Origin of the sequence: Actinomadura luzonensis (assembly GCF_022664455.2) — a bacterium.
Taxonomy (GTDB): domain Bacteria; phylum Actinomycetota; class Actinomycetes; order Streptosporangiales; family Streptosporangiaceae; genus Nonomuraea; species Nonomuraea luzonensis.
Map to the genome: position 1 here is coordinate 358042 of NZ_JAKRKC020000001.1, position 18256 is coordinate 376297.

Sequence of the window (18256 nt, forward strand, 5' to 3'; positions counted from 1 at the left end):
ACCTGCGTGGATGAGCATGGCGTGAGATCCTTTAACCTGGGCATTACACGTCTGATCCCACGCTGGACCCAGAGTGCGGCCGTCAGTAGGAGCTCATGCGCGTCACCCTTGCCCTCCCTCGTGAGCTGGGAGCGTCCGAAGTGAGCCGATGGCGGGCTCTGCAGGAGTCCGACCCCGCCTTCGACAATCCCTTCCTGTCCCCCGAGTTCACCCTCACGGTGGGCGAGCTTCGTGATCTCGTGCAGGTCGCCGTCCTGTACGACGGGCCGGAGATCGTCGGGTTCTTCCCCTTCGAACGCCACCCGATGGGCATCGGCAAGCCGGTCGCGGCCGGCCTCACCGACGCGCAGGGGCTGGTCCACGTGAAGGACCTGGAGATCGACGCGCGCCGGCTGATCAAGGACTGCGGCCTCGCCGTCTACGAGTTCGACCACCTGGTGTCCGGCCAGCCGCTCATGGGCCCGCGCAGCGAGCGCTTCCCGTCGCCGATCATCGACCTGCGCGACGGCTACGAGCGCTACACGGCGTTCCTGAAGGACAACTCCGGCAAGACGTACAAGAGCACCCTGGCGAAGTCGCGCAAGCTCGAGCGCGAGGCGGGCACGCTGCGCCACGAGTACGCCGTCACCTCGCTGGAGCCGCTGCGCACGCTGCTCGGCTGGAAGACCGACCAGTACCGGCGCACCGGCCGCACCGACCGCTTCGCCCACCAGTGGATCGTCGAGCTGGTCGAGCGGCTGCTGGCCACCCAGACCGACTCCTTCGCGGGCGTGCTCGACATGGTCTACGCCGGCGACCGGCCGGTGGCCGGGCACTTCGGCGTGCGCACCCGCACCACGCTGGCCGGCTGGTTCCCCGCCTACGACACCGCTTTCGCCAAGTACTCCCCCGGCCTCATCCAGCACCTGGCGATGGCCGAGAAGGCCGCCGCGGCCGGGATCGAGGTGATCGACATGGGGCGCGGGCAGAAGGAGTACAAGGACAAGCTCAAGACCGGCGAGCTGGAGGTGGCCGAGGGCCGCGTGGCCAGGGCCAGCGCGGCGGCGGGCGTGCACTGGATGATGCGCGTGCCGGTGCGCAAGACCCGGGCGACCGTCATGGCCAATCCGCTGCTTCTCAAAACAGCTGACAAGGCATTGAAAACCTACGGGCGCTTCCGTACCGTCATACAGCGGTGAAACACATCGCAGAGCGCACGGGTCGTCGCTGCCTGCCGCTCCCGTCCAACCGCCTCGGTCTCTATCTGGCGCTGCGGCACTGGTGCACGCCCGGGCAGCGGCTGCTCATGTCGCCGATCTCGGCCGACGAGATCCTCTTCCTGGTGCTCGCCGCGGGGCTGCGGCCGGTGATCGCGCCGCTGGACCCCCGCGACGGCAACATCGACGCCGCCCGCGCCGACCTCGCGACGGTCGACGCCGTCCTGACGACCAACCTCTACGGCCTGCCCGACCGGGTCCCCGCGTTCGCCGGCAAGATCGTCATCGAGGACGTCGCGCACGCCATGGAGACGAGCCTCGGCGGGCGCCCGCTCGGCACGTTCGGCCAGGCCGGCGTCTTCAGCCTCTCCAAGCACCCGGGCGCGGGCTCGGGCGGCGTGCTGGCGGTCGCGGACGAAGCCGACCTGCGGGCCCTCGAACAGGCCCGCGACGAGCTGCTGGCCCCCGGCTCCCTGCGCGCCGACCTGCTGTCGGTGACCACCTCGATGGCCCGGCACGCGGCGCTCCGGCTCGGCCTGGCGCGCCCGGCGCTCGCCGTGTCCCGCCTGCTCGGGCTGGAGGAGGAGCGCGAGGGGTTCCGCATCGCGCTCGACCCCGACCGGCTGGACCTCGCGCTCAAGGAGATCCCCGAGCTGCCGCCGTTCGACCCGTGGGTCCGCGCCGACCTGCACCCCTACCGGTCGCGCCGGGGCCGGCTGGTGCGCTGGTACCAGGCGCGGCGGGTGGCGAAGGTGCCCGGCGAGCGGGCCAGGCGGCTGGCGGGCGTGGCCCGGCTGGCCGAGCTGCCGAGCGTCGCGCCGGCCGTGCGCGAGCACGCGGACCAGCCGCTGTTCCGCGTCCCGCTGCTGGTGCGCGACCGCGACGCGGCCATCGCCGAGCTGGAGCGGCGCGGCGTCCCCACCGGCTACCTGTACGACCCGCCCTACGACGACTACGCCCCCGGCTACGCCGAGCCGTCCCCCGACCCCGCCCAGGCGCGCTGGTGGGCCCGGCACGTGCTCCCGGTGGACCCGGTGTACGTCCACCGCTCCCTGCCCGTCCTGCGCGCCCTGGAGCCCGCTACGGCGCCGCCGCCGCCGTCTCCCTGACGATCGCGGCGAGCGCCCGGCAGCCGCGCCGGACGTCGCCCAGCGAGGCCGAGCCGTACCCGATCACCAGGCCGTGCAGCCGCTCGGCGCCGTGGTGGTGGCGGCCGGTGGCGTCGAGCAGGATGCCGCGCTCCCTGGCGCGCGCGACCACGGCGGGCACCACGGCGGCGGGCAGCTCCGCCAGGACGTGCAGCCCGGCCGTGTCGCCGCGCAGCCGGCAGACCGGCCCCAGCAGCTCGACCACGGCGGCGCGGCGGCGGGCGTACTCCAGGCGCATGCGGCGCAGGTGCCGGTCGAGGTCGCCGCGCTCCAGCAGGGTCGCCACCGCGTGCTGGACGGGGCCGCTGGTGCGGTCGGCGACCGCGCTCCGCAGCGCGGCGATGCGCTCGACCAGCTCGGGCGCGGCGACCAGCCAGCCGACGCCGACGTCCGGCGAGAGGGTCTTCGACAACGTGCCGAGCAGGACCACGCGGGACGGGTCGAGGCCGTAGAGCGCGGGCAGCGGGGCGACGTCGTAGCGGAACTCGGCGTCGTAGTCGTCCTCGACGATCGTCGCGCCGGTGCTCCTGGCCCAGGCCAGCAGCCGCTCGCGGCGCGGGATCGGCAGCCGGCCGCCGAGCGGGTACTGGTGGGCGGGGGTGGTGTAGAGCACGCGCAGGTCGCCGGGCAGGCCGTCGACGATCACGCCGTGCTCGTCGACCGGGCAGGGCACCAGCTCGGCGCCGCGCGCGGCGAGGACCGTGCGCGCCACGTGGTAGCCGGGGTCCTCCACCCCGGCGCGGGCCCCCGGGCCGAGCAGCGCGAGCGCGCACAGGTCGAGGCCGTTGCCGGTGCCCCGGGTGACCAGGACGTTCTCCGGGCCCACGGCCATGCCTCTGGCCCTCCGCAGGTGGTCGGCGAGCAGTTCGCGAAGGCGCGGCAGGCCGTGCGGGTCGGGGTCGGCGCCGGGCGGCAGGTCGGCGGCCCGGCGCCAGGCGCGCCGCCACGCGGCGTGGTCGTAGTCGCGCACCCAGGGGCGGCCCGCGGTGAGGTCGATGAAGGAGCCCGCGGGCTCGGGCGGCGCGGGCTCGTACGGGGCCTCCCGCGGCGGCGTCACGGCCTCCATGTCGGCCACGAACGTGCCGGAGCCGTGCCGCCCGTCCAGCCACCCCTCGGCGTAGAGCTGCTGGTACGCCTCGGTGACGACGGTCCTGCTCACCTTGAGCTGGGCGGCCAGGGCCCGGCTGGACGGCAGCCGCTCGCCGGGCGCGAGCGCGCCGCCCAGCATGGCCTGCCGCAGCCAGCCGGCGAGCTGGGCGGTGAGCGGTTCGGCGGCCTCCCGCGAGAGGGAGACCGGCAGGTCGATGGAGCTACGCACGCAAGTGGTCCCTTGGAAGGGGTGGATAGTGGCCATCCAGGTTAGGTCCACTTCGCCCGTACGGTCGAATCATGCTCTCCGCCACTCCCCGCACCACGCTCGGGCGCTCCAAGGAGCGCGGCAGCACCGACAGGGACGACCTGTACGAGGTGCTCGACACCGGCCTGATCTGTCACCTGGGCGTCGTCGTGGACGGCTGCCCGATGGTCGTGCCCACCGGCTACGGCCGCCTGGGCGAGACCCTCTACCTGCACGGCTCCACCGGCGCCCGGTCGCTGCGCGCGGCCGGCGGGGGCGAGGTGTGCGTCACGGTCACGCACCTGGACGGCGTCGTGCTGGCCCGCTCGATCTTCCACCACTCGGTCAACTACCGCTCCGCGATCGTGTACGGCCGCGCCCGGCTCGTCACGGACGACGACGAGCGCCTGGCCGGCCTGCGGGCCCTGTCCGAGCGGCTGGCCCCCGGCCAGTGGGACTACGTGCGGCGGCCGAACCGCAAGGAGCTGGCCGCCACGGCCGTGCTGGCGCTGTCGCTGGAGGAGGCGTCGGTCAAGCTGCGCCGCGGCGGGCCGGTGGACGAGGAGGAGGACTACGGCCTGCCGGTCTGGGCGGGCGTGCTGCCGCTGGTCACCGCGTGGGGGACGCCCGAACCCGATCCGCTGCTCCCAGAAGGTATCGATCCGCCGGTTCACATCCTCCATCGGGAGTAGTTCCATAAATCAGGTGCCCCCCTGGCAAACCCGCGTCCTTGATCGCACGTCTCATCAGGTGGGCCGGACCCTGATGGGAGATGGCATATGGAGTGGACCGCTCCCGGCTACACGCAGATCAAGCAGCTCGGCGCGGGCGCCGGCGGGCGCGTCGTGCTCGCCGTGCACGACGAGACCGGGGTCAAGGTCGCGATCAAGTACCTCGCCCCCCGGCTGCTGGGCGACCCGGCGGCGGTGGCCAGGTTCCAGTCGGAGGCCCGGCTGCTGACCACGCTGCGCCACCCCCACATCGCCACGATGTGGGAGTACATCCAGGACGGCGGCGGCGCGGCCATCGTCATGGAGCTGGTCAACGGCGTGCCGCTGCGCGCCCTGCTGCGCGAGCACGGCGCGACCGAGCCGGAGGCGGCGCTGGCCGTGCTCAAGGGCTCCCTGCTCGGCCTGGCCAAGGCGCACGCCATGGGCGTCGTGCACCGCGACTACAAGCCCGAGAACGTGCTCGTCAGGGACGACGGGGTCAGCAAGCTCGTCGACTTCGGCATCGCGGTGCGGCACGGCGCGGCCGGCACGCCGGAGGGCACGCCGCCGTACATGGCGCCGGAGCTGTGGGAGGGGCGGCCCGCCTCGCCCTCGACCGACGTCTACGCCGCCACCGCCGTCTTCTTCGAGTGCCTGACCGGGCACCGGCCCTACCGCTCGACCGAGCTCAGCGTGCTCGGCTACCAGCACGTGCACGCGCCGGTGCCCTTCCACGACGCGCCCGCGCCGGTGCGCGAGCTGGTCAGGCGCGGCATGGCCAAGGACCCGGCGCAGCGGCCGGCGGGCGCGGAGGCGTTCGTGGCCGAGCTGGAGGCGACGGCCGCGGCGGCGTACGGGGAGGACTGGGAGGAGCGCGGCCGGCGGCGGCTGGCCGCCCTGGTGGGTCTGCTGGCGTTGCTGCTGCCGCAGCCGACGGGCGCCGCGCCGGAGGTGTCCACGTCGTTCGCGCGGACCGTCTTCCGTGAGTTCCGCTCGCGCATGAGCTCGACCGCCGCCCGGGTGGCGATGGGCGGCGGGCTGGCCGCGGCCGTCGCGGTGACGTCGGTGGTGCTGCTGGCCGGTCGCGAACGGCCGCCGTCCGCCGGTCGGCGCGGCCGCGGTCGTGCCGCCCACCAGCCTCACCCCGGAGGCCGCCGCCGCGCCGCCGACGGCCTCGCCCACGCCGCCCGGGGAGACGCCCTCGGGGACGCCTGCGGAGACGCCGGAGTCGACTCCCGCGCCGCCGCCGGCCGTGGCGAGCCCGCCGGGCACGCCCGAGGCCGTCGTGCCCGTGGACGACACCTCCGGGCCGCCGCGCACCTCGTCGCCGCCGACCGCCCCGCCGACCGCCCCGCCAACCACCGCCCCGCCGACCGCCCTCCCGCCGACGGCCCCTCCGCCGTCGCGGAGGCCCACGACGCGGCCCCCGACCCGGGTCCCCACGCGCACCCCGACACGGACGCCCGTACGGACGCCGACACCCACTCCGACTCCGACTCCGACGCCCACCCCGACCCCCACGCCGACCCCCACGCCGACGCCGACGCCCACCGTGACCGTGCCGCGGCCGCCCGCCGTGCTGGCACTGAACCTCGGCGGCCTCGCCGTGGACGCCGACGGCGTGGCCGGCGCGACGCTCACCGTCCGGGCGAACGGCCCCGGCCCCGTCGCCGTCACCGCCGCCTGGTCGGCCCCCGGCACCGCCGGCCGCACCCAGAGCCTGGTGCTGCGCGGCTCGACGGCCTACACGCGCACCCTGTCCTGGCCGATCGGCGAGCGCCCCTGCGGCAGCACGGTCACGCTGACCGTCACCACGTCGCCGGCGGCCCCCGGCGGCGCCAGGACCGCCTCGGTGGCCGTGCCGCCCTGCCCGGCCGAGGTGACCGGCCTGCGCGTCGCCCTCGACTTCCCCGCCGCGCCGGCCCGCGCCGCGCAGGCGGCGATCAGGGTGACGGCGAGCGGCCCCGGCGCGATCCCGGTGCAGGCCAGGTTCGCGGTGGACGGCGAGCCCGTCGGCAGCCGCGGCGCCACCTTGTCCGGCCGCACCTCCTACGCGCGCACGCTCACCTACGCCCTCCGCTCGCGGCCCTGCGGCTCGACGGTGTCGGTCCAGGTGACGGCGGGCGGCCGGACGGCCGCCGCCAGGACCTCGGTGAGCTGCCCGCCCGCGGTGCGCCAGGTCTCCGTCCTGCGGGCGAGCGCGGGCGACGGCGTCACGGCCACCGTCCGGGTGCTCACCTCGAACCGGCAGCCCGTGCGCCTCACCGTCAGGTACGCGAGCGGCGAGGGCGGCGGCACGCGGTCGGCGACCCTGTCGGGCGGCACCTCGTACGTGCGGACCTTCTCCTTCCCGGTCAAGCTCGGCTGCGGCGCGAAGTGGTCGGTGACCGCCTCGACCGACCCGGCCGCGGCGAACGGCGGCGACACGGCGAGCGGCGTCACCGCCGGCTGCCCGCGCGAGGACCCGCCCTCGCAGGAGCCCCCCACCAAGGAGCCCCCTACCAAGGAGCCTCAGAAGACCCCCAGCCCCACACCGAAACCTGAGACTTCCGACACACCGGCAGAGATCGACTGAAATCGTCATCCACACTTATCCCCATAACTGCTGGGAATCCGGTTCGGTCCCGTTAAGCTACGGACCGTTTGATGCGGGTGGGGGCCCACACAGCCAAGAGGAGACCGTATGTACGGCGAGGGCCAATGGGGGGTCCCCGGCTACACCGAGGTTCGCGAGCTGGGCTCGGGAGCCGCCGGCCGGGTCGTGCTGGCCACACGTGACCACGACGGGGCCGAGGTGGCCATCAAGTACCTCAGTGACGAGCTGAGGGCCGACATGGGCTTCGTCGCCCGCTTCCGGCACGAGGCCCGCCTGCTGGGCACGCTGCAGAGCGCGCACCACGCCCGCCTCATCGACTACGTCGAGTCCGGGTACGGCGCGGCGATCGTCATGGAGCTGATCAACGGCGTCTCGCTGCGCGAGATCCTGCGCTCGCAGGGCCCGACCGGCCCCGAGGCCGCGCTGACCGTGCTCAAGGGCTCCCTCCGCGGCCTCGCCTCGGCGCACGCGATCGGCGTCGTGCACCGCGACTTCAAGCCCGAGAACGTCATGGTGCAGGAGGACGGCAGCAGCAAGCTGGTCGACTTCGGCATCGCGGTCCGCGCGGGCGAGGAGGCCGGCGCGGCGGGCACGCCGCCGTACATGGCGCCCGAGCAGTGGTCAGGCTCGCCCGCCGGCCCCGCCACCGACGTGTACGCCGCCACGGTCGTCTTCTTCGAGTGCCTGACCGGCGCCCGCCCCTTCCGCGCGCCGAACCTGGCCGCGCTGGCCCGCCAGCACCAGAGCGCGCCGGTCCCGGCCGAGGAGGTGCCGGCGGCGCTGCAGGGCCTCGTCGAGCGCGGCATGGCCAAGGACCCCGCCGAGCGGCCGCCGTCGGCGGAGGCGTTCCTGACCGAGCTGGAGGCCGTCGCGGCCGGCGCGTACGGGCCGGACTGGGAGGAGCGCGGACGCCGCCGCCTGGCCGCCCTTGCCGGGCTGCTCGTGATGCTCTTCCCGAGCGCGCTGGAGGAGCCGGTCGAGACGGAGACCGCGTTCACCGAGACGCGTTTCCCCGACCCGGCGGGGCTGCTGCGCAAGCTGCCCGCCAAGATCGCCATGGCGGCCGTCGGGGCCGCCGTGCTGATCGGCGCGGCCGTGTTCGTGGTCACGTCGTCGGCCGACGAGCCCGCGCTCTCGGCGGGCACCACGAAGGTCACCCCCAGCGCGGCCCCGCCCGCGACGGAGGAGCCCGACGTGCCGGAGGAGAGCGCGGAGCCCACGCCGGAGGAGACCACCGACGAGCCGGACCCGACGCCGACGGCCACCGCCCCGCAGAGCCAGGCGCCCCAGACCGCGCCCCAGACCGCGCCCCAAACTGGGCGGCCCACCGCCGCGCCCACCCGCACCAGCGCCCGTCCCCGGCCCACCCGGAGCCCGATCAGGACCCCGTCCAGGACCCGCAAGCCCACGGCGGCCTCGTCAGAGACGGCCGAGCCCGACGAGAGCGGCAAGGTGGACGTGCCGACCGACACCCGCCGCCCGAGCACGCCCGCGCCGACGCGCAGCACCGGCTCGCCGACCACCCGCCCGCCGCGGCCCACCTCGGAGCCGCCCAGCTCGTCCCAGCCGCCCACCTCCCAGCCGCCGACCGACCCGACCGGCGACGGCACGCCGAGCGAGGACCCGCGGATCGACCGCGGCGGCGAGGCCCCTGCCGCGCTGCTCGCGGCCGGGCTGGTGACGTCCGGCGCGGTGCCCGTCACACTGGCGGTGCGCCGCCGGATGGCGGGCCGCCACAGAAGGAAGCGCTAGACGCGCCGGGGGGCGACGGGGATGAACAACCCTGGGCACGGTATCGCCGGTTTCCGGCTCACCGAGCACACCTGGATGACCGAGCTCGGCAACTGGATCGACGCGATCTCACCCGACGGCCGCAGGGCGGGCGCCCTGCTGTTCGACGCCCGGCTCATCGGGCTGCCCGGCGTGCGCGAGCGGGTGGTGGCGGCGGTCATGGCCGACCAGCGGCTGGTGCTGGGCGGGCTCGGCGGCCTGATCCCGGTCGCGGACGTCGTCGCGGCCGGCGAGCAGGTGTGGCTGCTCACCGGCCAGGCGGTCAGCCCGACGCTGGCCGACCTCCTGACCGGCGGCCCGGTCGACCCGGCCGGCGCGGCCTCGGCCCTGGTGGAGACCGCGAGCACGCTGGTCGCGCTGCACGCGGCCGGGGTCACGCACGGCTCGGTGCACCCGGGCACGGTGGTCGTCACGGCCGAGGGCGCGGCGCTGCTGTCGGAGCGCGGCCTGTCGGACGCCATCCGCGGCCACGTCTCGCCGCCCGAGCGGGACGCGGCCGGGTGGGCGGCGCTGGCCCGCGGGCTGGCCGCCTCCTTCGGCGGCCGGGCCCGCAGGCGGCCGCGCTGTTCGAGCGGGTGGCGCCACGGCCGGCACGCTGGGCCTGGCCGCGGCGGCGACACGCTGCTCGCCGAGCAGGCCGTGCTGCACCGGCGGGGCGGTCAGCCGGGCCGGGCTGGGCCGCGCGGCGCGCTCGCGCTCGGCCTTCGCGCAGCCGCCGGCGCACGCCGCGCCGCCCGTCCCGTCCCCGCCGAGGGACGAGGGCGACATCGTGACGCTGCTGCACGTCCCGGCGCGTTCGGCGGGCCCGGTGCGGTTCGGGCCGGGCATCGACACGCAGGAGCAGCGGCCGGAGACCACGGCGGAGCGGATCTGGCGCTCCGGGCGGGGCGAGCCGGGCGGCGCGACCCGCGCGACCCGCGCGACCGGCCGCGGCGGCCGGGCGTCCAGGTCGCGGCGGTGGCGCACGCTCTCCGCGGCCGCGCTGTTCGCGGTGATCATGGCAGGGGCGGTCCTGGCCTGGTTCAAGCTGAGCGACGCGCCGGACCTGGTGGTGGCGTCGGCGGAGGTCAAGGCGGCCAAGAAGTCGTACGGCTGCGACGGCACGGCGCTGCTCACCGCCACGGTCGTGACGAACGGCGCCCCCGGCGAGATCGCCTACGAGTGGCACAAGAACCTGGACAAGGACGTCGTCAGGGGCACGCTGCAGACGCGCTCGGGCCAGACGTCGTACCAGCTCCCGCTGCGCTGGTCGCTGCACGGCAAGAGCACCGCCAAGGCCACGGCCACGCTGCGGATCCTCGCCCCGGGGCCGGCCCGCACGGCGAAGGCGAGCTTCACCTACAAGTGCTGATGCCCGTCCAGCAATGCATATCAAAGCGGTTCTTACTAATCTGGCGAACATGACCACCCAGACCCCCGCGGGCTGGTATCCGGACCCCTATGGCGAGCCCAAGCTCCGCTGGTGGGACGGCAACCAGTGGACCGACGCCACCCACGCCCAGGAGCAGGGGCCCGCTCAGCCCCAGCCCCAGCAGCCCCAGCAGGCCCAGCCGCAGCCGGCCTCCGGCCCCCAGCAGCAGGCCCCGCACGACTGGTCGGCGACCCCGGCGAACCCCACGCTCCAGTACGGCCGGCCGACCTACGGGCAGACGGCCTACGGCCAGCCGGCGCCCACGCAGCCGAACTGGGGCGGCGGCGGACCGGCCTACCCGCCGCCGCCTCCGCCGAAGCAGGGCAACCCGCTGCCGTGGGTGTTCGGCGGCCTGGCGGCGCTCGTGGTGGTCGCGCTGCTCGTGGCGGGCGGGATCTTCCTGCTCAACCGGGGCGGCGAGGACCCGGCCGCGCTGCCGCAGCCGGGCGACACGTACGTGCCGCAGGACCCGCCGAGCAGCGAGCCGCAGCCCAGCCGGCCCTCGCCCGGGCAGAGCGCGGGCCCGCCGCCGCAGCCGCAGGACGGCCGGATCAACGACTCCCAGGCCGGCCTCTCCTTCGAGGTGCCGAAGGACTGGAAGGTGCCTCCGCAGATCAACCCGGACAACCCGCCGCCGACCCGGCAGCTCTGGACGGCGGGCGTGGAGGCCGTCGCCCAGGAGAACTACGACGGCAAGGACGGCAACTGGGTGGGCAACATCAACACGGGCGTGCTCAACGAGCTCTACCCCTACACGGGCGTCGCCGGGCTGCGCGCCACCGCGCAGGCGGTCTTCATGGACTTCGCCCCCCAGTTCTACTCGGTGCCGCACGAGAGCAAGGTCGTGACCGACAAGGCCATCAAGGTCGGCGACCGCGACGCCTGGCTGCTGCAGTTCGAGATGGACTTCACGAAGGAGTCGGAGGCCAACGGCTACAAGTGGAAGAAGGAGAACGGCGCGATCGTGCTCATGGATCGCGGCAACGGCGAGCGGCCGGCCATCCTGTACGTCTCCGTGCCGGACAATCTGGGCACCGACGTCCTCGGGAAGGTCCTCTCCTCGCTCAAGCCCGCATGACCAGTGGCACTAGGCTGGTGGGGTACAAGCGGGCGGATCGCTCCGAGCCGCTGGGCGAGGAGATCGTATGAGTGACTTGCTGGTCTGGATCGACTGCGAGATGACCGGGCTCGACCTCGGGCGCGACGCGCTGGTCGAGGTGGCGTGCGTCATCACCGACAGCGAGCTCAATCAGCTCGACGCGGGCATCGACGTGATCATCAAACCGCCGCCGGAGTCGCTGGAGCAGATGTCGCAGGTGGTGCGCGAGATGCACACCGCCTCCGGGCTGCTGCCCGAGCTGGCCGGCGGGATGACGCTGGCGGAGGCCGAGTCGCTCGTGCTCGACTACATCCGCCGCCACGTGCCCGAGCCGAAGAAGGCGCCGCTGTGCGGCAACTCCATCGGCACCGACCGCACGTTCCTCGCCCGCGACATGCCCGGGGTGGACGGTTATCTGCACTACCGGATGATCGACGTCTCGTCGATCAAGGAGCTGGTCCGCCGGTGGTACCCGCGGGTCTACTTCGCCGCCCCCGAGAAGCAGGGCGGGCACCGGGCGCTGGCCGACATCACGGAGAGCATCAGGGAGCTGCGCTACTACCGGGCGGCGATCTTCGTGGAGCAGCCTGGGCCCGATTCGCTCACAGCGAGATCACTCGCCGAGCGTGTCAGCGGATAAGGAGTGGCGTAAAGACTCCCGAACCCCGCTACACTTTTCCTGTGCCGCCTCGCGAGGGGCGGTCATGGTGGGTGTAGCTCAGTTGGCAGAGCACCAGGTTGTGGTCCTGGGTGTCGAGGGTTCAAGTCCCTTCACTCACCCCAAGCGAAACGACGGCCGGTCCTTCGGGATCGGCCGTCGTTGTTTTTCTCCCGACAATCGCCCCCAAAACACGACAATGCGGGTTATGCTCGCTGTCTACCGCTAACGCCGGAAGCACGGGGGCCTCGGCGATCGATCTGACCGTCCCCCCGGAGGCCGGATGAGAGTCGACGACACAACGTTCGATAGCGTGTTCACGTCCCTGAGCAAGCGCGAGATCGAGGTCATGGACCTCATCGCCACCGGCCAGTCCAACGGCCAGATAGCGCAGCGCCTGTTCCTCAGCGAGAAGACCGTCAAGAACCACGTCAACCGGATCTACGCCAAGCTCGGCGTGGACAGCCGCGTCACCGCCATCGGGCTCTGGCGCTCACGACGCCAGTAGCGGACCGGGCACCACCGCGGGGGGCGCTGGCCTTTCAGGCGCGGAAGGCCAGCGCCGACACCCCCGCGCGTCTCAGGCGCCGGGCTTGATGCGGCGGCCGGTGACGCGGGACGGGACGATCTTGAGGTACTGCTCGCGCTCGCCGCCCGCCCACGGCTCGACGCCCGTGGCCGCCGCCGCCTGCTCCTCCTCGGCCGTCACGTGGTGCAGCCCGCCCTGCACCAGCACGCTCCACCCGCCCCTGGTCAGCTCCTCGATGCGGTCGACCTCGAAGGCGACCTTGTACTCGACGTCCGCCACGCCGGTCCGCAGGTCCTCGTCGGTGGAGCCGCCGGTGGCGGTGCGGAAGACGACCGCCCCGTCCAGCAGCCGGAAGTTGACCGGCAGCACGGTGAGCCCATAGCGGCCCTCGAAGGCGATGCGGCCCACGCCGCCGGGCTCCAGCAGGCGCAGGCACTCCTTCTCGTCCAGCACCAGCAGCTCGGCGCGGGCGGAGGCCGGGCCGGCGCCCGCGGGCGTGTCGGCGTCCTCGCCGAGCAGCGCCTCCACGCTCGTCTCCAGCGCCCCGGCGAGCCGGGCCAGGGCCTCGCGCACCGGCACCCCGGGTTGTCCTTCGAGGCAGGCGACGTAGGCGGCCTCGACGCCCGCCCGCTCCGCCAGCTCCTCGTGGGTCAGGCCGAGCGCGGCCCGCCGTTCGGCGATGCGGCGGCCGAGACGCTCGATGGTGGTCACTTGCTGAGACATCGGTGATCTCCTCCCACGGATCACCGTAGTCGTTTCTCCCTGCCGGTTGGCAAAGGGGGGCTTTCTTCTCGCGGTGGTTTAACCGACGCTGACGGAGTCATAGGAGTCCATGGCGCTGTTGAGGGGGAGGAAAACGGTCATGGTGCGGAGAACACGGGTGGTCGTGGTGGGTGCGGGCTTCGCCGGGCTGGCGGCGACCCGGGAGCTGGCCCGGGGCGGGGCGCTGGTGACGCTCGTCGACCGGAACCCGTATTCGACCTTCCAGCCGCTGCTCTACCAGGTGGCCACGGCCGGCATGGGCACCGCCGACGTCTCCTACCCCGTCAGGACGTACGCCGCCAAGTGGCCGAACGTGCGGGCGCGCCGGGCCGGGCTCAGCAAGGTGCTGGCGGACGAGCGGCGGGTGGAGCTCGACGACGGCACCTCCGTCGACTACGACTACCTGGTGGTGGCCACGGGCGTGACCACGAACTGGCTCAACGTGCCGGGCGCCAGGGAGAACGCGCTGCCCATCTACTCCCTGAACGACGCCACCACCCTGCGCCGGCGGCTCCAGCACTACCTGGAGGACACCGCGGCCGGGCGGCGCGAGACCACGAACGTGGTGGTGGTGGGCGCGGGCGCGACCGGCGTGGAGGTGGCCGGCACGCTGGCCGAGCTGCGCCGGCGCACGCTGCCCCTCACGCATCCGGAGATCCGGCCGGAGCAGACGAGCGTGACGCTGGTGGAGCGCTTCGACTACGTGCTGGCCCCGTACAAGCCGCGGCTGCGGCAGGCGGCGGAGGCGGCGCTGCGCAAGCGGGGCGTGCAGATGCGGCTCGGCTCCACGGTGGCCTCGGTCGAGGCGGACGCCGTGGTGCTGCAGGACGGCACCCGGCTGCCGAGCGACGTGACCGTGTGGGCGCTCGGCGTCACCGCGCCCGACCAGGTGGCCGACTGGGGGCTGCCGCAGACCAAGGGCGGGCGGGTGTCGCTCACCGAGGCGCTGAACGTGCCGCACCACCCGGAGATCTTCGTGGCCGGCGACCTGGCCGCGCCGCCGAAGCCGCTGCCCCAGCTCGCCCAGCCGGCGATCCAGATGGGCAAGCACGTGGGGCGGCAGATCCTGGCCGCGGCCCAGGGCCGGCCGCTGCGGCCGTTCCGCTACAGCGACCCCGGCATCATGGCGACCGTGGGCAAGGCCGAGGCCGTGCTGGAGCGGCCGAGCGGGCTCACCGTGCGCGGGTTCCCCGCCTGGCTGGTGTGGATCTTCATCCACATCGCGTACCTGCTGGGCGGGCGCAACCGGGTGAGCGTGCTGCTCAACTTCTTCTACCGCTACTTCGGGCCGCGCCGCACCGCCACCAGCATCAGCCAGTGACCGCCGCTCAGCCGCCGGCGGGCGCGTCCGGCCGGCCGCCGAGCGCGGCCGTCAGGGCGCGGAGGCCGTGGTCGAGGTCGGGCTCCGGGATGTTGAGCGCGGGACGCAGGCGCACCGAGCGGGGGCCGCAGGGCAGCACGAGCACGCCGTGCTCCTCGCGCAGCCGCGACACCAGGGCGTCCCTGGCGGCCGGGTCCGGCAGGTCGAAGGCGGCCATCAGGCCGCGTCCGCGCACGCCGGAGACCGTCTCCGGGTGCTCGGCCTCCAGCTTGACCAGGCGTTCGAGCAGCACGTGGCCGAGCGCGGCGGCGCGCTCGATCAGGCCGTCGCGCTCGACGATCTCCAGGATGCCGCGGCTGCGGACCATGTCCACCAGCCCGCCGCCCCACGTGGAGTTGATCCGCCCGCTGACCTGGAACACGTTGCCGGGCACCTCGTCCACCCTGCGGCCGGCCATGATGCCGCCGACCTGGACCTTCTTGGCGAACGCCACGATGTCGGGCTCCAGCCCGAGCTGCTGGTAGGCCCACGCGGTGCCGGTGGTGCCGCCGCCGGTCTGGACCTCGTCCAGGACGAACAGGGCGTCGTGCTCGTGGCACAGGTGCTGCATGGCCTGGAGGAACTGCGGGCGCATGTGGTTGTCGCCGCCCTCGCCCTGGATGGGCTCGGCGATGAAGCAGGCGATGTCGTGCGGGTGGCGTTCGAAGGCGGCGCGCGCCTGCGCGAGCGCGCGCTCCTCGGCCGCCTCGACGTCGCCGTGGTGCACGGCGGGCACGTCGATGCGCGGCCAGTCGAACTTCGGGAAGCGGTCGGTCTTGCCCGGCTCGGTGTTGGTCAGGCTCAGGGTGTAGCCGCTGCGGCCGTGGAAGGCGCGCGTGAGGTGCAGGACCTTGGTGCCGAGGTCGCGGGAGCGGCCGGCGGCCTCGTTGCGGCGGCTCTTCCAGTCGAAGGCCGTCTTGAGCGCGTTCTCCACGGCGAGGGCGCCGCCCTCGACGAAGAACAGGTGCGGCAGCGCGGGGTCGCCGAGCACGCGGGTGAAGGTCTCGACGAAGTCGGCCAGGTGCTCGGTGTACATGTCGGGGTTGGCCGGCTTGTTGCGCGCGACCTGGCCGAGGAGCTGGACGAAGGCGGGGTCGAAGGGCGGGTTCACGCCCAGCGGGGCGGAGGCGAAGAAGGTGTAGAAGTCGAGGTAGCGGCGGCCGTCGCGGGCGTCGACGAGCCAGGAGCCGCGGCTTCGCTCCAGGTCGAGCACGAGGCGGTAGCCGTCGACGAGCAGGTGGCGGGCAAGGCGGGTGTGTACGTCCATGTCGCCTCCACTGTGGGCAGATGGGTCACGCGTTTCTCCGGCGAAGCGCCGACACATACGTAAAATTTACGGTACATCTACCCACGAAGTGAAGTTCTTCAAGCCCGCCTCTCGCGTGTCAGCCCTGCGAGTAGACCACGATGGACACCGCGATGTACTGCACGAGGTAGGCGGCGAGCGTGCAGGCGTGGAAGACCTCATGGAAGCCGAACCAGCGGGGTGAGGGGTCGGGGCGGCGCAGCCCGTAGACGACGGCGCCGGCCGAGTAGAGGACGCCGCCCACCGCCACGAGCACGACGGCGGCCACGCCCGCGCCCTCCAGGAGCTGCGGCATCACGAAGATCGCGGTCCAGCCGAGCAGCAGGTAGAGCGAGGTGGACAGCCAGCGCGGCGCGTCCCGCCAGAAGAGCCGGAACAGCACGCCCGCGAGCGCCCCGCCCCAGATGACGGCGAGCACCGCCACCCGCGCCGCGCCGTTCAGGGCCAGCAGCGCGAACGGCGTGTAGGTGCCCGCGATGATCAGGTAGATGTTGGCGTGGTCGAAGCGTTGCAGGACGACGGCCAGCTTCGGGCCGAGCGTGCTGCGGTGGTAGGTCGCCGAGATGCCGAACAACAGCCCCGAGGTGATCGCGTAGACGGCGGAGGCCAGGCGGGCCTGGAGCGTCGGGCCGAGCGCCACGAGCACGAAGCCCGCGATCAGGGCCACGGGCAGCGCGCCCGCGTGCAGCCAACCGCGCAGCCGGGGCTTAACGGTCAAGGTGGTCATATAACCTACGGTACCGTAGGTTAGAGCCCGCTGAGGAAGCGGACGGCGATGGGCACGGCGGCTCCGCGCCCCGATCCGCCGTGCCGGACGAACACGCAGAAGGCCAGGTCGTCGCGGTAGCCGATGAACCAGGCGTGCGGCTCGCCGTCCACCACCTCGGCGGTGCCGGTCTTGCCCGCCACGCCCTCCGGCAGGCCCTGTCCCGAGGCCGTGCCGTGGTCCACGACGGCGCTCATCATGTCGCGCAGCGCCCGCACGACGCCCTCGTCCATGCGGGCGTCGGCGCTGGTGACGCCGTCGACGCGGCGCACCTGCTCCTTCGACAGCAGCCGGGGCGAACGCCAGGTGCCGCTCTGCACGGCGGCGGCCAGCGCGGCCATGCACAGCGGCGTCGTGACGACCTCGCCCTGGCCGATGACGTCCTCGGCGAAGGCGTCGGTGTCCGTGGTCTCCGGGACGGTTCCGCAGCTCCCGCCGATGCCGGTCACCACCGGCCGGCCGAACCCCCACTCGGCCGCGGTCTCCGCCAGCTCCGCCGAGGTCAGCCGGGTGGTCGCCTGCTCGACGAAGGTGGTGTTGCAGGAGTGGGCGAAGGCGTCGGTGAAGGTGATCACGCCCCGGTCCACGTCGCCGTCGTTGTGCACGGTGCGGAAGCCGGGCACGGTGTACGAGCCGGGGCACGGCACCTCGGCCTGCGGGTCGAGCCCGCTCTTGAGCAGCGCCGCCGCGGTGATCGTCTTGAACACCGAGCCGGGCGGGAAGACGTCGCGGACCGCGCTGTAGCTGTCCTTGAGCCGGTCGGCCAGGCCGAGGATCTCGCCGGTGCTGGGCCGGACGACCACGATGGTGGAGTCGTCCACGGCGTCCAGCGCGCGGGCGGCGGCGGCCTGGACCGCCCGCGAGAGCGTGGTGCGCTCGACGTTCGCCTCGGGCTTGCGGCTGAGCAGCGCCCGGTCCGGCTGCCCCGGCGTCTTCAGCAGCAGCTCCCAGCCCTGGTGGGCCTCGCTGAACTCGGGCTTCAGCGGGTCGAGGTAGGCGTCGGCGTAGCTGTCGTGCGGGATGCGGGCGCCCTCGCTGGTCACGAACTCGGCCGTGGTCGTGTCGATCTCGCCGAGCTCCAGCCGGGCGCCCTCGGTGAGCAGCGGGTGCAACGTCTGGGGCGTCCACAGGACGCGCCACGCGCGGTCCCTGACGGCCAGCCGCAACGTGCTGTCGAACGGCCACGACCCCAGCTCGGCCAGCGTGCGCACGCCCGCGAACGGCACCTCGGCCGACTCCTCCCCCGTGCTCCTGAGCTGCCCGGGCGTCAGCGCGATCGCCTCGACGTGCAGTGCCTCCGACAGCTCGCGGTGGCGGGCGACGAAGTCCGCGGGCGGCCGGTGCACCAGCCGCTCCATGGCGAGGACGTCCCCTTTGCGCCAGGCCGCGAAGTAGGCCGCCGCCGTCTCCGCCGCGCTGCCCCTGACCCGGCTGGACGCCATGACGGCGAACGCGCCCGCGCCGACTATCGCGGCGACCGCGACAACGAGCACAATCAGCCTTCTCCGTCGCATACGGTTTCTCCCGGGAGGGATCAGCGTGACACGTGGACAGCGGGAACCGGCGCCTGGGGTCTATCCGGTGACGT

At 73.8% G+C, this 18256-nt stretch carries 17 protein-coding genes, 1 tRNA gene and 1 pseudogene; 12 read left to right on the plus strand and 7 right to left on the minus strand.

What is annotated here, in order from left to right; translation table 11 throughout:
* Positions 1-140: 140 nt before the first annotated feature.
* Together MF672_RS01695 and MF672_RS01700 are read left to right on the plus strand one after the other, a co-directional pair.
* Positions 141-1178, plus strand: coding sequence for a GNAT family N-acetyltransferase (locus MF672_RS01695; protein ID WP_242381929.1), 1038 nt, complete (start codon positions 141-143; stop codon positions 1176-1178).
* Positions 1175-2305, plus strand: a complete 1131-nt coding sequence (locus tag MF672_RS01700) for a DegT/DnrJ/EryC1/StrS family aminotransferase (RefSeq protein ID WP_242381928.1) — start codon at positions 1175-1177, stop codon at positions 2303-2305. Before MF672_RS01695 ends, MF672_RS01700 begins: the two co-directional genes overlap by 4 nt.
* Here MF672_RS01700 and pdxR read toward each other — a convergent pair.
* Entirely contained in the window at positions 2277-3662 is a 1386-nt protein-coding gene (gene pdxR / locus MF672_RS01705) for a MocR-like pyridoxine biosynthesis transcription factor PdxR (RefSeq protein ID WP_242381927.1), read from the minus strand. The two genes, MF672_RS01700 and pdxR, sit on opposite strands and share 29 nt — an antisense overlap.
* 71 nt (positions 3663-3733) lie before the next feature.
* Here pdxR and MF672_RS01710 point away from each other — a divergent pair, with 71 nt between their 5' ends.
* Together MF672_RS01710 and MF672_RS51995 are read left to right on the plus strand one after the other, a co-directional pair.
* Complete coding sequence (locus tag MF672_RS01710; protein WP_242381926.1) at positions 3734-4372, plus strand: pyridoxamine 5'-phosphate oxidase family protein; 639 nt, start codon at positions 3734-3736, stop codon at positions 4370-4372.
* 87 nt (positions 4373-4459) lie between these two features.
* Positions 4460-5143: pseudogene (locus MF672_RS51995) on the plus strand (serine/threonine-protein kinase); the annotation flags it as partial.
* Here the strand turns inward: MF672_RS51995 and MF672_RS01720 are convergent.
* Entirely contained in the window at positions 5092-5391 is a 300-nt protein-coding gene (locus MF672_RS01720; protein WP_247815133.1) for a hypothetical protein, read from the minus strand. The pseudogene MF672_RS51995 and the gene MF672_RS01720 sit on opposite strands and share 52 nt — an antisense overlap.
* 551 nt (positions 5392-5942) lie before the next feature.
* Here MF672_RS01720 and MF672_RS01725 point away from each other — a divergent pair.
* Both MF672_RS01725 and MF672_RS01730 read left to right on the plus strand, forming a co-directional pair.
* Positions 5943-6965: a hypothetical protein gene (locus MF672_RS01725; RefSeq protein WP_242384003.1), complete on the plus strand. Its 1023-nt coding sequence runs from the start codon at positions 5943-5945 to the stop codon at positions 6963-6965.
* A gap of 108 nt (positions 6966-7073) precedes the next feature.
* Positions 7074-8738, plus strand: a complete 1665-nt coding sequence (locus MF672_RS01730; protein WP_242384002.1) for a serine/threonine protein kinase — start codon at positions 7074-7076, stop codon at positions 8736-8738.
* 108 nt (positions 8739-8846) lie between these two features.
* Here MF672_RS01730 and MF672_RS01735 read toward each other — a convergent pair whose 3' ends face one another.
* Entirely contained in the window at positions 8847-9545 is a 699-nt protein-coding gene (locus MF672_RS01735; RefSeq protein WP_247815134.1) for a hypothetical protein, read from the minus strand.
* A gap of 1 nt (position 9546) precedes the next feature.
* Here MF672_RS01735 and MF672_RS01740 point away from each other — a divergent pair, with 1 nt between their 5' ends.
* The 5 genes from MF672_RS01740 to MF672_RS01760 all read left to right on the plus strand — a co-directional run bounded on the left by MF672_RS01740 (position 9547) and on the right by MF672_RS01760 (position 12453).
* Entirely contained in the window at positions 9547-10128 is a 582-nt protein-coding gene (locus MF672_RS01740; RefSeq protein WP_247815135.1) for a hypothetical protein, read from the plus strand.
* A 49-nt stretch (positions 10129-10177) separates the two neighbouring features.
* Positions 10178-11266: a DUF2510 domain-containing protein gene (locus MF672_RS01745; protein ID WP_242379721.1), complete on the plus strand. Its 1089-nt coding sequence runs from the start codon at positions 10178-10180 to the stop codon at positions 11264-11266.
* Positions 11267-11333: 67 nt separating this feature from the next.
* Positions 11334-11927, plus strand: coding sequence for an oligoribonuclease (gene orn, locus MF672_RS01750; RefSeq protein ID WP_242379724.1), 594 nt, complete (start codon positions 11334-11336; stop codon positions 11925-11927).
* A gap of 67 nt (positions 11928-11994) precedes the next feature.
* Positions 11995-12070, plus strand: a tRNA-His gene (locus MF672_RS01755).
* 188 nt (positions 12071-12258) lie between these two features.
* The gene (locus MF672_RS01760; protein WP_242379726.1) at positions 12259-12453 is read left to right on the plus strand and encodes a helix-turn-helix domain-containing protein; all 195 of its coding nucleotides are present in this window, start codon (positions 12259-12261) and stop codon (positions 12451-12453) included.
* A 72-nt stretch (positions 12454-12525) separates the two neighbouring features.
* Here the strand turns inward: MF672_RS01760 and MF672_RS01765 are convergent, their stop codons facing one another.
* The gene (locus tag MF672_RS01765) at positions 12526-13197 is read right to left on the minus strand and encodes a helix-turn-helix domain-containing protein (protein ID WP_242379738.1); all 672 of its coding nucleotides are present in this window, start codon (positions 13195-13197) and stop codon (positions 12526-12528) included.
* Positions 13198-13336: 139 nt separating this feature from the next.
* On the opposite strand from MF672_RS01765, the gene MF672_RS01770 reads away from it, so the two are divergent.
* A complete protein-coding gene (locus MF672_RS01770) occupies positions 13337-14557 on the plus strand; it encodes an NAD(P)/FAD-dependent oxidoreductase (RefSeq protein WP_242379740.1) in 1221 nt (406 codons plus the stop codon).
* A 7-nt stretch (positions 14558-14564) separates the two neighbouring features.
* Here the strand turns inward: MF672_RS01770 and lat are convergent, their stop codons facing one another.
* The 3 genes from lat to MF672_RS01785 all read right to left on the minus strand — a co-directional run bounded on the left by lat (position 14565) and on the right by MF672_RS01785 (position 18161).
* On the minus strand, positions 14565-15863 hold the full coding sequence (lat, locus tag MF672_RS01775) for an L-lysine 6-transaminase (RefSeq protein ID WP_242379743.1): 1299 nt from the start codon (positions 15861-15863) through the stop codon (positions 14565-14567).
* A gap of 118 nt (positions 15864-15981) precedes the next feature.
* Complete coding sequence (gene trhA, locus MF672_RS01780; RefSeq protein WP_242379745.1) at positions 15982-16629, minus strand: PAQR family membrane homeostasis protein TrhA; 648 nt, start codon at positions 16627-16629, stop codon at positions 15982-15984.
* 20 nt (positions 16630-16649) lie between these two features.
* Positions 16650-18161 carry a penicillin-binding transpeptidase domain-containing protein gene (locus MF672_RS01785; RefSeq protein ID WP_242379747.1) on the minus strand — a complete coding sequence of 504 codons (1512 nt, stop codon included), beginning with the start codon at positions 18159-18161 and terminating at the stop codon, positions 16650-16652.
* Between the last annotated feature and the right edge of the window lie 95 nt (positions 18162-18256).

Excerpts from the sequence above, each read along its gene's own strand:
- MF672_RS01765 (WP_242379738.1), bottom strand. The coding sequence starts at position 13,197 with ATGTCTCAGCAAGTGACCACCATCGAGCGTCTCGGCCGCCGCATCGCC.
- MF672_RS01720 (WP_247815133.1), bottom strand. The coding sequence starts at position 5,391 with ATGCGCGAGCGGAACTCACGGAAGACGGTCCGCGCGAACGACGTGGAC.
- lat (WP_242379743.1), bottom strand. The coding sequence starts at position 15,863 with ATGGACGTACACACCCGCCTTGCCCGCCACCTGCTCGTCGACGGCTAC.
- MF672_RS01745 (WP_242379721.1), top strand. The coding sequence starts at position 10,178 with ATGACCACCCAGACCCCCGCGGGCTGGTATCCGGACCCCTATGGCGAG.
- MF672_RS01710 (WP_242381926.1), top strand. The coding sequence starts at position 3,734 with ATGCTCTCCGCCACTCCCCGCACCACGCTCGGGCGCTCCAAGGAGCGC.
- orn (WP_242379724.1), top strand. The coding sequence starts at position 11,334 with ATGAGTGACTTGCTGGTCTGGATCGACTGCGAGATGACCGGGCTCGAC.
- MF672_RS01730 (WP_242384002.1), top strand. The coding sequence starts at position 7,074 with ATGTACGGCGAGGGCCAATGGGGGGTCCCCGGCTACACCGAGGTTCGC.
- MF672_RS01735 (WP_247815134.1), bottom strand. The coding sequence starts at position 9,545 with ATGTCGCCCTCGTCCCTCGGCGGGGACGGGACGGGCGGCGCGGCGTGC.
- trhA (WP_242379745.1), bottom strand. The coding sequence starts at position 16,629 with ATGACCACCTTGACCGTTAAGCCCCGGCTGCGCGGTTGGCTGCACGCG.
- MF672_RS01770 (WP_242379740.1), top strand. The coding sequence starts at position 13,337 with ATGGTGCGGAGAACACGGGTGGTCGTGGTGGGTGCGGGCTTCGCCGGG.